The 14178-nt window shown below is 34.2% G+C and carries 17 protein-coding genes; 9 read left to right on the plus strand and 8 right to left on the minus strand.

Annotated elements, in window-relative coordinates; genetic code table 11:
* Nucleotides 1-19 precede the first annotated feature (19 nt).
* Nucleotides 20-1057, minus strand: coding sequence for a C45 family autoproteolytic acyltransferase/hydrolase (locus tag BHU61_RS07215; RefSeq protein WP_111715754.1), 1038 nt, complete (start codon nucleotides 1055-1057; stop codon nucleotides 20-22).
* Nucleotides 1058-1177: 120 nt separating this feature from the next.
* On the opposite strand from BHU61_RS07215, the gene BHU61_RS07220 reads away from it, so the two are divergent.
* From BHU61_RS07220 to BHU61_RS07230, 3 genes are read left to right on the plus strand one after another with little or no spacing between them, the layout of a single operon-like run.
* Nucleotides 1178-1384 carry a helix-turn-helix transcriptional regulator gene (locus tag BHU61_RS07220; protein WP_111715756.1) on the plus strand — a complete coding sequence of 69 codons (207 nt, stop codon included), beginning with the start codon at nucleotides 1178-1180 and terminating at the stop codon, nucleotides 1382-1384.
* 11 nt (nucleotides 1385-1395) lie between these two features.
* A complete protein-coding gene (locus BHU61_RS07225) occupies nucleotides 1396-1770 on the plus strand; it encodes a hypothetical protein (protein WP_111715757.1) in 375 nt (124 codons plus the stop codon).
* 10 nt (nucleotides 1771-1780) lie between these two features.
* Nucleotides 1781-2158, plus strand: coding sequence for a hypothetical protein (locus tag BHU61_RS07230; protein ID WP_111715759.1), 378 nt, complete (start codon nucleotides 1781-1783; stop codon nucleotides 2156-2158).
* A gap of 202 nt (nucleotides 2159-2360) precedes the next feature.
* Here the strand turns inward: BHU61_RS07230 and BHU61_RS07235 are convergent, their stop codons facing one another.
* Both BHU61_RS07235 and BHU61_RS07240 read right to left on the minus strand, forming a co-directional pair.
* Nucleotides 2361-3884 carry a M4 family metallopeptidase gene (locus BHU61_RS07235; protein ID WP_111715761.1) on the minus strand — a complete coding sequence of 508 codons (1524 nt, stop codon included), beginning with the start codon at nucleotides 3882-3884 and terminating at the stop codon, nucleotides 2361-2363.
* A gap of 248 nt (nucleotides 3885-4132) precedes the next feature.
* On the minus strand, nucleotides 4133-4510 hold the full coding sequence (locus BHU61_RS07240) for a hypothetical protein (RefSeq protein ID WP_111715763.1): 378 nt from the start codon (nucleotides 4508-4510) through the stop codon (nucleotides 4133-4135).
* 131 nt (nucleotides 4511-4641) lie between these two features.
* Here BHU61_RS07240 and BHU61_RS13400 point away from each other — a divergent pair, with 131 nt between their 5' ends.
* The gene (locus tag BHU61_RS13400; protein ID WP_170122498.1) at nucleotides 4642-4812 is read left to right on the plus strand and encodes a hypothetical protein; all 171 of its coding nucleotides are present in this window, start codon (nucleotides 4642-4644) and stop codon (nucleotides 4810-4812) included.
* A gap of 59 nt (nucleotides 4813-4871) precedes the next feature.
* Nucleotides 4872-5393 carry a type 1 periplasmic-binding domain-containing protein gene (locus BHU61_RS07245; protein ID WP_111715764.1) on the plus strand — a complete coding sequence of 174 codons (522 nt, stop codon included), beginning with the start codon at nucleotides 4872-4874 and terminating at the stop codon, nucleotides 5391-5393.
* Nucleotides 5394-5430: 37 nt separating this feature from the next.
* Here the strand turns inward: BHU61_RS07245 and BHU61_RS07250 are convergent, their stop codons facing one another.
* On the minus strand, nucleotides 5431-6735 hold the full coding sequence (locus BHU61_RS07250; protein WP_111715766.1) for an LPXTG cell wall anchor domain-containing protein: 1305 nt from the start codon (nucleotides 6733-6735) through the stop codon (nucleotides 5431-5433).
* Between the two features lie 311 nt (nucleotides 6736-7046).
* On the opposite strand from BHU61_RS07250, the gene BHU61_RS07255 reads away from it, so the two are divergent.
* From BHU61_RS07255 to BHU61_RS07270, 4 genes are all read left to right on the plus strand, one after another.
* Nucleotides 7047-7226 carry a hypothetical protein gene (locus tag BHU61_RS07255; RefSeq protein ID WP_096075873.1) on the plus strand — a complete coding sequence of 60 codons (180 nt, stop codon included), beginning with the start codon at nucleotides 7047-7049 and terminating at the stop codon, nucleotides 7224-7226.
* A gap of 1 nt (nucleotide 7227) precedes the next feature.
* Nucleotides 7228-8040: a class 1 isoprenoid biosynthesis enzyme gene (locus BHU61_RS07260; RefSeq protein WP_111715767.1), complete on the plus strand. Its 813-nt coding sequence runs from the start codon at nucleotides 7228-7230 to the stop codon at nucleotides 8038-8040.
* Between the two features lie 298 nt (nucleotides 8041-8338).
* Entirely contained in the window at nucleotides 8339-9997 is a 1659-nt protein-coding gene (locus BHU61_RS07265; RefSeq protein WP_170122499.1) for a sensor histidine kinase, read from the plus strand.
* Between the two features lie 10 nt (nucleotides 9998-10007).
* On the plus strand, nucleotides 10008-10619 hold the full coding sequence (locus BHU61_RS07270) for a response regulator transcription factor (RefSeq protein WP_111715771.1): 612 nt from the start codon (nucleotides 10008-10010) through the stop codon (nucleotides 10617-10619).
* Between the two features lie 26 nt (nucleotides 10620-10645).
* On the opposite strand, the gene BHU61_RS07275 is transcribed toward BHU61_RS07270, so the two are convergent.
* From BHU61_RS07275 to speE, 4 genes are all read right to left on the minus strand, one after another.
* Nucleotides 10646-11047, minus strand: a complete 402-nt coding sequence (locus BHU61_RS07275; RefSeq protein ID WP_111715773.1) for a YolD-like family protein — start codon at nucleotides 11045-11047, stop codon at nucleotides 10646-10648.
* Nucleotides 11048-11132: 85 nt separating this feature from the next.
* Nucleotides 11133-12374, minus strand: coding sequence for an MFS transporter (locus tag BHU61_RS07280; RefSeq protein WP_111715774.1), 1242 nt, complete (start codon nucleotides 12372-12374; stop codon nucleotides 11133-11135).
* A gap of 103 nt (nucleotides 12375-12477) precedes the next feature.
* Nucleotides 12478-13329, minus strand: a complete 852-nt coding sequence (gene speB, locus BHU61_RS07285; protein WP_111715776.1) for an agmatinase — start codon at nucleotides 13327-13329, stop codon at nucleotides 12478-12480.
* Nucleotides 13313-14173: a polyamine aminopropyltransferase gene (gene speE, locus BHU61_RS07290; protein WP_099580972.1), complete on the minus strand. Its 861-nt coding sequence runs from the start codon at nucleotides 14171-14173 to the stop codon at nucleotides 13313-13315. The genes speB and speE overlap by 17 nt, the downstream gene beginning before the upstream one ends.
* Between the last annotated feature and the right edge of the window lie 5 nt (nucleotides 14174-14178).

Here is a 14178-nt window from a genome sequence, read left to right on the forward strand (position 1 = left end):
CGTCGATTCAGGGTTTATTTTATTCACTGGCAAAAGTAATATCGCTGTTGATTTTTCCCGTAAACGATTGTACTGGTAGTGGTTTACCATCTAACCAATCCTGGAAGTTTAATGTTGTTGGTGTGTTGTTGCCACCGAGCGCAAATTGGATGCTTAAATCTTTAGGAAAGTAACAACTTGTATGAATCGTTCCGCTCCAGCTGGAATATAGTTCGCTGAATATGCCAGCTTCAGGGTCATTCATTATTTTAAATGCATTAGCGGCATCCGTAGTTCGATTTGTCTGCGCTTTTAAATTACGCATACGCATCTCAGAATCTGTTAGTACACGTCGATTCTCATGTGTTAACACTTCGAAGTGATTTGTGCAGTAATGATGTTCACGTACAATGATGTCGCGCGGTGTGGCTTCGACGATTTGCGTAATACCTGTTTTATCAAGCAGAATGTAGCTGAAACTAGAGCGGTGTGGAATTTCCTTTAAGAATTGCACAGCATCATCAACCGACTGACAACATTCAAGGATCATACGACCAATCATATAACATACGAAACCATCTCCGGGTACTTTGCGATGCATGAAATTATATCCCATCGTAAGACCGTGTTCATTCATCCCGTCCATTCGACCTGTGATGCGAGAAACGGGTGCCATAGTCGCATAACCTGAATCCGTGGGTTGGAAGAAAGTGAAACGGCCATCATAAGTAGCAGGATGATAATCATAGTTTCTAACTAAAAAATCTTCGGTGGTGAATACACTACATCCGCTAGGTTTAGCATATACGCGGTAATGACCGAAGTTCTGTATGATTTGAGTCATATCCATCTTGAGTTCAGCTTGTAAACCGAGCAGTTCCTCCCAGATACCAGGGGCGAAACGTTTAAATGCAGCTTTTGTTTCCTGAATATCTATATCGAAACGTGGGCGACGAATACGCCATTCACGCTCGCGATTCTCCATCATTAATGTTGTTTGAAGCCACTTTCCCTGTTCTATCCCGAAATCGAAATGACTCCCACGAAACTCTGTGATTACACTTTTAACTTGTTGCATTGATACACCTCCGTAAACACTATAGAGAAAGTATAACAAAGAATAAATAGAATGGATAATGTAAAGTTTCCTTTACGTAAAGGAAACTTTACGTTATCATGATATTGAAGAGGTGAGTGTATGAGGAATAAATTAGCTGAATTTAGAAAGTTACATGGATACTCACAGGAAACGTTAGCAAAACAACTGAAGGTATCAAGACAAACAATTATTTCAATTGAAAAAGGGAAGTATAATCCATCATTACCACTTGGAATGATGATAGCTGAAGTTTTTAATGTAAGTGTTGAAGCAATTTTTATATTAGAAGAAAGTGACTATGAGTGAGGAGGATGCGTATGTTTAATCATTTAGAAGGCAATAGACCGATGTTATATTTTCTTGGCGGTGGATTGTTACTGATATCATTATTTTTTATGTTAGTGATGTTCGAGAAACCGGAACTATATGCGATGCAGTTAGTACTTGGCATTCATATGATTTTAATTGGAATACAAAATCGAGATGAATTGTTAGATGAACGCGTTGTCGCATTAAGCAATAGAGCATTTAAAACATCTTATATGGTGACCCTATTTACAGGGATGCTATTTTTTACACTATATACGTTTGGATTAATCACTTTAAAAGCAGAAAGTGCAATTGTGATAATTTTGGCTATAATGTTTTTATCTTTTTCAGTGAGTAATTTCATGCTATGGCGAAAATATTAGGAGGATGTGTATGTTTAGTAGAAGAAAACTTAGTAGAGGAGAGTTGATTATTTTTGGTACGGCAATTACTTCGATGATTCTTATAGCTTATATCGCTTCAGGGTTTACTATGGATGGAGGAATTATGATTATGGCAGTAGGATTAAGTTATTTAATTAATGCAATAGAACCTGGTGCTGAAGTGGATGATGAAAGGGATCAACGTGTATTACTTGAAAGTTTTAGATGGATGACAATGTGTTTATATATTATATGGGCTGTATTATACATTGGAGCTTCGTTTAATTTTTTTCATCTTTCTAAAGAAATGTATATTATCATTCCGATGGCGGTTTGTATCCTTATACAATCAATAGCTAGAGTAATTCTTAGTAAATTTATCATGTGATTAAAAATTTAAGTTGAGCATGAATATTGATGGGCGGTTCTAATCGAGAACTGTGCCAAAACAAGCAAAATGGCCCGATTGCAAGAGGGAACCGTGCCAAAACAAGCAAAATGGCCCGATTGCAAGAGGAACCGTGCCAAAACAAGCAAAATGGCCCGATTCCAAGTAAGAATCGGGCCATAATAATTTCTAAAATCAACTACTAGTAAACACCAACTGCATCCCAAGCTGCTTTAATAGTATTTGCTTCTGTTTGACCGTATAAGTCTAAAGCTGATTGGATTAATGCTTCTTTAGTATCTTTAAAGTTAGATGTTGATGTTAAGTAGTAAGATAATGCACGATAATAAATTTGTTCTGCTTTTGATTTATCCATTTTTGTTACAGTGTTGTAGAATGCTTTGTTAGGGATTCCTGAGTTGATGTGTACGCCACCCCAGTCACCGCTCTTAGTGTTAGGTAAGTATTGGAAGTCATCCATGTGTGATGGTTGATCATAAAGTTCTGGTTGAGAGAAGCTACGTAATGCATCTCCAGCTCTACCTGGTGTATAAACATCTTCACCCATTAAGAAGTCTGGGTCTACAAAATAACCAAATACGTCAGACATTGATTCGTTGATTGCACCTGGTTCATTTTCATAAACAAGTCCTGCTGTGTGCTCAGTTACAGCATGTGTTAATTCATGTGCGATAATATCGTTAGCACCTGATAATGAAGTGAAAGTAACACCATCACCATCACCATAAACCATAGCTTCGCCATTCCAGAAAGCATTGTTGTAATTTGAACCATAGTGTACTACAGAATAGATTGGAGCCCCATTATCATCATAAGAGTCACGATTGTGAGTATTTTTAAAGTAATCGTATACTACATCGCCATAATAATGTGCATCAACTGCTGCTTTTTGACGAGAAGAAGTGAAGTATTTATCTGTATCTCTTACAATGTCAAAATTTGTTTGTGTATTATATGCATCATAAGTTTCAATATTTCCAGTATGTGTAGTATCAGCTAGATAGAAGTAACTACCTTCCTGGAAGATATTTAAATTTTTAAATCTGTTATCAACACCGTATCCATAACCTGTTGTTGCAGCATCGAATAACATATTTTGTTTTTTGATAACTTCGCCTGTTTCAGCATCAATTTGTACGTGCCAGTTTGCTGCTTCAGGAGAAACGTAGATTAATTGAACATTGTATACATATTTATTTTTATCTGCATTGATTGCCACTTCAGCTTTTTTAACGACTTTACGGTTATCAAGATTTTTCACTTTATCTTTATCAGCACCGACAGCTTTGAATGCTAAATCAACCGCTTGATCTTGAGATAATTTTTGTGTGTTTGTTGGGTCCACATCTTTTTGGTCAAGTTCACCATTTACATGAACGACTTGATTTTTATCGTTAACATGAATTTTAATTTCTTTATTTAGAGCTTTTTTACCGTTATTATGAGGCTTTAATGTATAGTGTGTGAATCCTTTGTCGTCTTTTTCTACTTTTGTAATTTCATATTGTTTATAAAATTTCTTTGCAGCTTTGTCACCTGGTAAAGATTTTAAGAAGTTTTTTGCATCGATTTTAGATTGTACTTTCTGAAGGTGGTGAAGTGATTTGCTTGTTTCTGTTTTAGCAAAAGCTGTTTCGCCTTGAGTTAAACTTGCTAGTAAAGTCGATGATAATACGATAGCAGGTAAAATGTACTTTTTATTCATTGATAACACTCCTTATTTGTCTAAAATTTAATTACAAGTTTTATTATAAGGATTATCAATTTTAATACACTCGTATACACCGCAATTATTTTTACTCAAAAAAGTTAACATGAAAATATTATACTCATCATATGGTTATTTCATAGCAATATTTAAATTTTATATTGAACAAAATCCTTTATTTTTAAGAGATTTAACAAAATAAACAATTTATTAGATGTTAATTTTAAAAATAAAAAAAGATGCAGCTAATTATTAGCTACACCTTTTTCAACATATGCTCGGATCAATTTACGCTCTTTTTCTCCAATTGTATCAAATGTAAATATACATAATGCTGCTTTGTCTGAAACATTATAATGTTCATCACCACGAGATATTTTAATAATAACTACATTAGCTGCACCACGCTCAGTTTTATGCATTACATCAAATTGCCATTCCAAATTTGATCTTTTGGTTTCATCGAGATAACACTGTATACCTGCGATGAATTCATCATATCCTTTTTCATATTCAACACCGTCATCATAAATGATATTCGTTTGAACATTTTTATCGACGATTTCTTTGATTTTTTCAATATTGTTGTTCTGCCATGCAGCTAATAAATGTACGTGTGGCATTTGTCTCATCCTATCTTCTTTTTCTTATTTACACTATATCATAATCTTGAATAGATAATGTTAATTATTTCATTCCATTTTATTCATGTGGTAAAATAAACTTAAAGAATCAGTAGAGGAGTGAAACACCGATGGAATTTGTTAAATCTCTATTCAAAGCAATCTTTATTATATTTTTAGTATTATCTGTTATTGTTACTGCTGGTGCAGCTTTATTTGTTATCAGCTTTAAGAAAGATTTTGAAGATATCGAACGTCGTACGAAAGAAATCGTTGCTAAAATTGAATCAGAAAATGTTTAAGACTCTGTAATTTAGAGTCTTTTTATTTTGCATAAAATAAATTTATCTGGGGTGTTCAATTGAGTCCATTACAATCTATTTCACAAGAAGAATTACATGGTTTAGAAGATATTCATTTAGAGCAGGAAATGTCACAGCTGATTCAATTGATGAGAAAACAAAGACCAGTTATTCATGATATCGTAATAGGGTGTAGTAGGAATAATCTTGATTTGATAAAAGCATATCAGTTTAAATTATTGTGGGAACAATTTGGAGGTTTAGATGGTACAGGCGGAACTGTGCTTGCAATTGTAAGCTGGAACCCACACTCATCTTCATTTAATAAATATGTTAAACGTATCGCTAGACACATACCAGATGGTTTCGTAGCAATCGGAGAAACTAAAGGTTTTGAACAAATTATGAGAAGATTGCATCGTTTCACAGATGTAAAAGCAGATAGAACATTTGTATTTTCTTCTTTAGAATCTCAGCAGATGATTAATAGTGGGGGTGTCTTTATCTTTGAAGGTATGCAAGGCACTTCAAAACTCGGTACTTATTTTTCAGTTCGTGATGGACGAATTCAAATTACATAAATTAAAACGCACATGCCATAAACATGTGCGTTTTAATTTAAATAGTATCATCATCACGCTTTTTACGTGTGAAGTACAATAATGCAACACCTGCTGTAACGGTCATAAGACCAGCTAACGGTAATAATAAGCTCATTGCCTCACCAGTATGTGGTAAATATTGATCTTCATTATTTGTTGGTTTATGGTTCGTTGCTGCATTGTTGGTGGAAGTATTATTATATGAACTTTTTTCAGAACGATTATCAGAAGCGCTATCAGATTGATTACTAGAATCGTTAGTACTGCTGCTATTACGATAGTCTTTATAATTGCTGTCCGAAGCATAGCTGCTATCAGATGCATAGTCATCACTTGATGTGTTTTGTTGTGATGTATGATCCGATGTAAATGATGGACGTGTATTTTCTTGACTAGTTGTCGTGCTGGAATAATTATTTGATGAAACATTATTATTACTTTCCGTGCTATATGAACCATTTTCGTTACTTGTTGTACCAGACGTGACAGAAGCCTCATTATTACGTTTCATAGGATTTACTGTCGGTTGTTTTACTGGAAGCTGTGATTTTACGTTACTATTATTAGTTGAATTACGTGTACGTGAAGACGCTCTATGTGTTACCTCATTAGAGCTATCTTCCTTCTTACTTCTTGCAAGTAACGGTGGTATATCATCAGGAGATTTGCGGATCGTATCTTTTAGTTGTGAATTTTTAGTTGTCGTTTCAACAGAATGATCTCGTTTAATCGGCTTTGTTTGTGCTTCAAAGATTAAAAATTTCTCTTCACCAGGTTCAATCTTTACATTATCTGTTTCCGTAGTTTTGTTGTAACTTACTTCATAGATCTTGTTTGGCTCAGTTGTATTAAAAGTTACGCTTCCGTTTGATACGTCAGCTTGATCAACAAGCTCTCCATCATATTTTAAATATACAGTGGTACCATCTTCTAAATTTGAAAATGAACGATCTACTGCATGAACTTTAATCGTTAGATTATCTTCTGGAAGAGGCGTTTCAGTCACCGGTATCTCTTCTAAAGAAGGTATAACTTCCTCGGGATTAACAACTTCGATATTATTCAGTTCACCAGGATTAATTTCATATTCTTGTCCGGCTATTTCAATCACTTTGATATCTTCAGCAATCACTGAATAACCATCATCTAAAGCAGTAAGAGATTGTTCTTCTTCGTTTATATTGATACTAAAAGGAAGGTCTTTAATAGGTTCATCGTCTTTATCATGAAAATAAAGTACTGTCGGGGTTGCTTCAGCATGTGCTGTTGAAACTGTCGTGAGGGAAGCCATAATAGCAAATGATAAAAGTATTTTTTTCATATGGAACTCCTTTTTGCTTGTTGAATATATTATGACATAATTCAATTGCAAGTGCTATAGAGTATCCAATAATTCACAATTGATTTAGTAAGTTAAAACGTAATTTATATTGTTTAATATATTGTCATATAAACGTTGATTTTTCTTTGCTAATACCCATTAAATGGTTATAAAGTGAAAAAAATAAATTGATTACAATGAAATAATATTGTAATTATTTTGTATTTTTTTTAAAATTCTATCGAATTTTTTGAATATTTCGTGTAATATTATATTTGCAATATATCATTTAGTGAATGGAGGAAATGATTATGAGAGAAGAGTTAGAACAAGTTGTTTTAAAGATGAAAGAAATGAACTTATCTCTAGAAGAATTGTTAAACCAAAACAAAAATTTAGGATTTAGCGAAGACGTAGTAACAGTAATTGACTCTGCTGCCCAAAAACCTCTTAAGTTCCAATCTTCTAAATATTGGACTGGCGATTTCTAAAGTGATCGATCAATACATTTCGGAATTAATAAAGAAGTTAAATCTTTCTAAAGATTCCGAAGAGCAATTATTAGTTTATGTAACTAATAAAATCCAGCGAGATAGCTGGGGAAGTTATTACGAAACAATCAACAAATTATTTAATAAGGGAACACAAGCTGATATGCAAAGAAATTCGGTTGCTATTCAGCTTGTTTTTTGGGCTTTTGATTTAGTCGATGATGTTGTTGATGGAGATTACTTGTTAGAGTGGATATCTAGAGAGCAACAAATTCTTTTGTCTCATATTACTATGCTTCAAGCTATTCGTTTGTTTAATCAGGAAATTCAAGATGAGGTAATGGCACTTATTGTTGATGCAGGGTATGCTGAATTTTTTGATGTAACTTTTGATTTTAATGAAAATCCAAATATTTCTGAAGATGAATATATCAATTTAGTTACGCAAAAGTCAGGAAACTTAATGCGTTTGATTGGCTTAATCATTGATAAAGACAATGAACCGTTACAATATTTTATGCAAAATGTGGGAATAGCTGCCCAAATTAAGAATGATATTGATAGTATCTTATCTGAACACAAGAATGATTTTAATCAGAGAAAAATGTATCTACCATTGATTAAATATATCTTTTTTTCCGGGGATAAAAACCTTCAGTATTATTCACGAGAAAATATTTTACAATCGGGTTCACTAGACTACTGCAGATTGTTGTATAATTATTACATTGAAAAAGCATACAGTATACTTTTAGATGCTTTTCCCGATAAAACTGAAGGAATAAGGAAATTAAAAGATGAATTCAATTTTTAGATTAAAACGTATGTCATTAACAATCTATATATCTTTAATTGTTATATCATATATATTTCATTTAAAGTTTTTCTATGCTATCAAATATTCTATATTAACTGTGCAGAATACTGATGATATGACAATTTTAATAAGTTGTTCAGCTTGTTTTAACTTTTTCATAAGTATTGTCGTACTTCAAATATTTAATAAATTTGATTCATATGTACTAAAACATTTTTTTATACTTTGCATATTACTAGCTAACACTATATCTTTTTCATTTTATGATCCTTTGTTTAAAGGATTCGGAACAACCATGGAAATATTTTTACTGTTTTCTGTATTAGCTATGTTATCGAAGTTATTTAGTATCTATCCAGTATTCTCAAGGTCAAATAAATTAAATACATTTTTAAAACTCAATAATTATTTAATTTTTATCCTTTTCATTATTGCAATGATACTGAATGTTACGCTTCAGAGAAGTGACTTTGTGTTATTTTCGTTTATTATGCTCATCACAGTGTGCATCATTTTATTGCTGAGTGTATTTTATGTGATTTTCTCAATCATTCGTAACTCTCACGGTATGATTCGTCGTGAATTGTATTTTATTCTTGCTTCGCTATTACTTAGTATTTTACCGATGTTTACACTTAATTTATTTTTGCATTTTTTTAATAGCAGTATTCCTTACTACTATTTATTACCGACACTCATTATTTTCCCATTGTATTTACTTTATTCATTCTGTAAATTCAAGATAATCGTTTCAGAATCATTTTTATCTATTGTCTTTGGATTGTTTCAGATATGGAATGTGTTAATGCTATGTTCAATGATTGTATTCTATGTATTTTTCCTTGAGCATCCAATGCTCATCACTGCAATTATCATCCATAGCTTATTGTTGGTTGGATGTGTTGCATTATACTACTTCCGTAACCGTTATGCTGTAAAATATCGTGCTGCAAATATTACAAACAATATCAACGAGAATATTTATGATACTTTAATTCAGAACAATATTCAGTTATCTAATTATTATTTATTTATTGAAACGCAGGACCAATCTGAACAGTATAAGTTCCCAGCTGGAACATTTAATTATGATGATATCATCTCTAAGACGCATATGATTTATGAGCGTTCAACGATTGCGATTAATCAACTGCAGGATATTACCGTTTATGTTCATCGTACTGCAATGAATAATGCATTTATCGCTATTCATTCTTCCGAGGTTGAAAAGTTTAAATATCACGAATTTGTTCATTTATTAGAGCAGTTTGAGTTCTTTATGAAAAACTATTCTACGAAGTTAATGGATGAAGATTATAAGAATCGTATTTATTTATCACATGCTGCACTTGAAGAAGAACGCGAACGTTTATCGATTTTCTTACATGATGATATTTTACAGAATATTATTCTCGCATTGAATGAGACGAAGACTTTAGACAAAGATGGAAGTCGTGCGCATATTGAAGAGATTCTGGATGAATCAATCTATGCGATTCGTGAAGCATGTGAGGATCTGTTTCCTGCAGATTTAGACGACTTTGGATTAAATGAGAGTTTAAATAGTTTAATTCGTCGTCATCTGTATGAATCAATCATTGATATCCAGCTGGATTATCAGGAAAGCAACGTTATAATTGATAAACTCATAAAAATCAGCAGTTATCGTATGATTAAAGAATTGATCAACAATGCGATAAAACATGCCGATGCTAAACATATTAAAGTTGAAGTGGTTGAATCAATCTCATCTTTATCATTTAAAGTTTCGGATGATGGTAAAGGTATCCCGTATCATAACGTATCAGATATTTTAGTAAGAGGATCTAACAATGGATTAAAGTACTTGATAAACCAGGTCAACTTGTTTGATGGTGCTGTAGAATTTTCGGTGTTTGACGAAAATGCATACAGACAAGGTCTTATTGTAAGTGTTACATTGCCGTTAGAATAGAGGTGGTTTCATGGTAAAAATTATTATACTTGATGACCATGAATTATTCGGTCACGGGGTTGCCAAAATTATTGAGGCGGAAGACGATTTGTCAGTGTTAAAAGTATTTACAGATCCGAATCTGCTTACGCATTATATTAAAACGCTACAGCCTAATATTGTGCTGTGTGATATTAAAATAAAAGATGTGAATGGTTTAAACATCGTAAAGACGTATTCTAAAAAATATCCGAACGTAAAGTTTATTATGCTCAGTGGGTACAACTTAGAAGAGTATAAGATTAAAGCTTATGAAAATGGTGCGGTTGGATTCATTTTAAAGGATGAATCTACGGATAAACTTGTAGATGGTATCCGTGCAGTTTATTATTTTAATCAAAATTTAAAGCATGATATGGTTTTAGCGAAACCTTTGCTGAGTGATCAAGAGAAAGAAATTTTGCGAATGATTGCTAAAGATATGAAAAATCAGGAAATCAGTGAAGCTTTATTTATCAGTAAGCGTACGGTTGAATATCACATTACGAAGCTGATTAGAAAGCTTGGTGTGGAATCAAGGTTAGGTGCTGTAATTAAAGGGATAAAGCTAGGGATTATTGAAGAAAGTGAAACGAAAATATAGACGCAGGACATTGTCCTGCGTTTTTTCTAATGGGTGTAAATATTGATGATATCCATAAATGAAATAAAGAAAGTCTGATGATTACTTGTCACAGAACCGATAATAATGGCTGCCCATTGATCTATTTTCTCTATCGTCATATCGACAGACTGAATATAACCATCCATATAGTATTCGATTGTCACATCCTGATGTTTAGCAAGTGCAATGTGCAATGTTTCATTGATTTCCTGCACACGGTCTTCAGAAAGCTCTGGCCGTTCAACTTTATTTTGATTTTCTATTTGTCGTCGTACATCGGCAAATTGTTGTGGCATCGTAGCAAATGGCGCCCATTTAATCATACCGCGCCCTTTAGGAATGTTGCGGTTCAGTTGCTCCGGTTCAACTTTTCTGTAATCAGTTTCGCCATAGATAGGGTGGATCATTGTCTCACATCCTTGTTCTTTTCTTTTATTATACGAACATACGTTCTGTTTTTCAACAAAAATAAGCAGTGGAATTTTCCACTGCTTATTTGTTCGTTTTAAATTGATGTTTACCAGGAAGATTAAGCGCAGTGACAATCAGCGTCACACCTACAATGCCAAGCAGTGCGACATATACACCCATCATTACACTGTTTAACACGACGCCCACGATTAAACCGGAACTTGCTACAAGTCCTGCACCACTATAACCAAGCGAACTGAATGCTATATAACTTGCACGTGCATCATCAGGCATCAGTTTCGCCATATACACAGAATAAATCGGACTTTGAATCAATTCTCCGATAGTTGCAAATAATATACACAACATAAGCACCCACCATACTGTAATTGTATGCGTTAATGCATACCCGAATGTGTACATCAGTCCACCAATGACAAGCATGGTACGTTGATTAAATGGTTCGACGAGTTTGTTGACAAGAAAAGTGATCGTTACAACAAGTACTGTATTTTCAATGAGCATTAAACTCATCATGCGTACACCATCAATGTGTACACCGAACAAATCAATAGGTTTAAATACTTCATGTAAACGTACGCCAATATAATTGGTTAAAGCAAATTCGGCAGAAAAGATAAATACGGCAGCAGCAGTGAAGAGCACGAAGCGCGTATCCTTTAAAGCTACTTTATATTTACCGAATAGATCGCGCATCCAGTGCATATCAACGATGACTTTCTCTTTCTCGGTCGTTGGATCTTTTAGAAATTTGTAGAAGATAAACGTATTGATTAACATGATTGCAATGATAATGATAAAGAGCAGGAAGCGATGTTCTTTATAAAATAGTCCACCAATTGCTGTTCCGACAGCAGTAGCGAGGTTATTCGACCAGTATGTCGTCACATAAACTGATTTTCTGCTAACTTCATCGGTTGAGTCAATAATCAATGCTTCAAGTGCCGGGAAGATCATGGCACTTGGAATAGCGAGACACATAAAGATAATGGCCACAAACCATGCAAGATTAATATCCGGGTGAATGAAAATCGCCATCACTGTAAAAAGAATCGCAAATATAGTTTGTCCCCAGATAAGCTGTCCTTTCCGACTGAAGCGGTCTGCAAAGTAGCCGCCGACAAGATTACAAAGCAATCCGAAAATAACATTCAGTGACATGAGGATACCCGAAGTGACTTTATCGAGTTCATCAGCAATATATAAAACCATGAAAGGCATAATACTCATTGACGCAGCGTGATCAAAGAAACCACAAATAATTCGCAGTTTAACATTAGATGGAAAGTCTTTAAATTTCATTACGGGATACCTCTAGTTGTTTTTATTCTTATATATTTCTCTTATTATATTTCATAATAATCTGAAAATATACAAAAAAATAAGCTAGAACAAAAGTTCTAACTTATTTCGTAATTGAAAGCAATAGTTCACGTGCAACTTTCGCTGCAACAGCATTAGAGACGCCACTGTGGTCGTATGGTGGTGACAATTCTACGATATCAGCTGCAACAACGTTCAGTTGTTCGAATACTTTAAATGCAGGTTCAAGTTCTTTATAAGTTAATCCACCAGGTTCAGGTGTTCCTGTACCAGGGAAGATTGATGGATCTAAACAATCCAGATCAATTGTGATGTATACAGGTGCATTACCGATAATGCCCGGTAAATCCTTTAATGTATCGATTGAGAATTTCTCAAGTACAGTATGTGTTTCGCTCCAGTCGAACTCTTCTTTTGTGCCTGAACGAATACCGTACTGATAAATTCTGTTATCGCCGACAAGGTCATGTATACGACGTACGACTGTCGCGTGAGATAATGGTTCTCCCATATAGTCATCACGTAAGTCTGTATGAGCATCAAGCTGCACAAGGATCGCATCCGGATACTTTTCAAGAACAGCACGCATAGGGCCAAGCGTTACTAAATGTTCGCCACCAATCATAAATGGCAGTTTCCCTGCATTTAAAATCGTGCGTGCCGTATCTTCAAGTTCTTCTAATACTTTCATTTTGTTACCGATTGTAATATCGACGTCTCCTGAATCCATAATACGGACATCTTCCAGATCTTTGTTTAAGTATGGGCTATATGTTTCAAGACCATAGGACTCAGAACGGATTGCATCAGCTGCAAAGCGTGTACCAGGACGGTTTGAAACCGTACCGTCAAATGGTGCACCATATATTACTGTTGTTGCTTCTTCAAATGAAGCTTCGCAACTCATATACACGTGTTTATTCGGTTGCATCATCGAGCATCTCCTTAACGAATGTTGGAAGAGCGAATGCACCAGTATGAATATCAGTGTTATAGTATTTAGTTTTTAAGCCAAGCGCGTTCCAGGCATCTAAGTCAGCATCTTTTAAAGGATCGAACTTCTTAGAAGCAAATCCGAATAACCAGTGACCAGATGGATAAGTCGGCATATGGAACTGGTACACACGTGTAATCGGGAATAAACCTTTGATTTTAGAGTGTGCACGTTTCATTTCATGTGCGTAACTTGGGTAGTAAGGTGATTCATGCTGATTAATTAATATACCGTCATCTGTTAATACACGGAAACAGTTGTTGTAGAAATCATGTGAGAATAAACCTTCACCAGGACCGATTGGATCCGTAGAGTCCACTAAGATAAGATCATAGTAACCATCTTCTTTGTTCTTCACGTATGCTAAACCGTCTTCAAATAATAAAGTGACACGTGGATCTTCTAGTTTCCCTGCAGTAATTGGAAGATATTCTTGAGATAAACGTACAACACGCTCATCAATTTCTACCATATCAATTTGTTCGATAGATGTGTAACGTGTTAACTCACGTACAGTACCACCGTCACCACCACCGATAACAAGCACTTTCTTGATGTTAGGATTTGTTGCCATTGCAACGTGTGTAATCATATCGTGATACACGAATTCATCTTTTTCGTTAACCATCATTAAACCATCTAAAGTGAAGAAAGTACCGAATTCTTCGGACTTGAAGAAATCAATTTGCTGGAATGGTGTTTTTTCAGTTAAGATATGTTCATTTGTTTTAATAGAGAACTTCACGTTATCCGTGTGATTTTCTGTATACCATAAATCTAACATGTACA

Origin of the sequence: Macrococcus epidermidis (assembly GCF_003259695.1) — a bacterium.
GTDB classification, from domain to species: Bacteria; Bacillota; Bacilli; order Staphylococcales; family Staphylococcaceae; genus Macrococcoides; species Macrococcoides epidermidis.

What these genes read in the sequence shown, in the direction of transcription:
- BHU61_RS07215 (WP_111715754.1), bottom strand. Translation starts at nt 1,057, where the DNA reads ATGCAACAAGTTAAAAGTGTAATCACAGAGTTTCGTGGGAGTCATTTC.
- BHU61_RS07220 (WP_111715756.1), top strand. Translation starts at nt 1,178, where the DNA reads ATGAGGAATAAATTAGCTGAATTTAGAAAGTTACATGGATACTCACAG.
- BHU61_RS07225 (WP_111715757.1), top strand. Translation starts at nt 1,396, where the DNA reads ATGTTTAATCATTTAGAAGGCAATAGACCGATGTTATATTTTCTTGGC.
- BHU61_RS07230 (WP_111715759.1), top strand. Translation starts at nt 1,781, where the DNA reads ATGTTTAGTAGAAGAAAACTTAGTAGAGGAGAGTTGATTATTTTTGGT.
- BHU61_RS07235 (WP_111715761.1), bottom strand. Translation starts at nt 3,884, where the DNA reads ATGAATAAAAAGTACATTTTACCTGCTATCGTATTATCATCGACTTTA.
- BHU61_RS07240 (WP_111715763.1), bottom strand. Translation starts at nt 4,510, where the DNA reads ATGCCACACGTACATTTATTAGCTGCATGGCAGAACAACAATATTGAA.
- BHU61_RS13400 (WP_170122498.1), top strand. Translation starts at nt 4,642, where the DNA reads ATGGAATTTGTTAAATCTCTATTCAAAGCAATCTTTATTATATTTTTA.
- BHU61_RS07250 (WP_111715766.1), bottom strand. Translation starts at nt 6,735, where the DNA reads ATGAAAAAAATACTTTTATCATTTGCTATTATGGCTTCCCTCACGACA.
- BHU61_RS07255 (WP_096075873.1), top strand. Translation starts at nt 7,047, where the DNA reads ATGAGAGAAGAGTTAGAACAAGTTGTTTTAAAGATGAAAGAAATGAAC.
- BHU61_RS07265 (WP_170122499.1), top strand. Translation starts at nt 8,339, where the DNA reads ATGGAAATATTTTTACTGTTTTCTGTATTAGCTATGTTATCGAAGTTA.
- BHU61_RS07270 (WP_111715771.1), top strand. Translation starts at nt 10,008, where the DNA reads ATGGTAAAAATTATTATACTTGATGACCATGAATTATTCGGTCACGGG.
- BHU61_RS07275 (WP_111715773.1), bottom strand. Translation starts at nt 11,047, where the DNA reads ATGATCCACCCTATCTATGGCGAAACTGATTACAGAAAAGTTGAACCG.
- BHU61_RS07280 (WP_111715774.1), bottom strand. Translation starts at nt 12,374, where the DNA reads ATGAAATTTAAAGACTTTCCATCTAATGTTAAACTGCGAATTATTTGT.
- speB (WP_111715776.1), bottom strand. Translation starts at nt 13,329, where the DNA reads ATGATGCAACCGAATAAACACGTGTATATGAGTTGCGAAGCTTCATTT.
- speE (WP_099580972.1), bottom strand. Translation starts at nt 14,173, where the DNA reads ATGTTAGATTTATGGTATACAGAAAATCACACGGATAACGTGAAGTTC.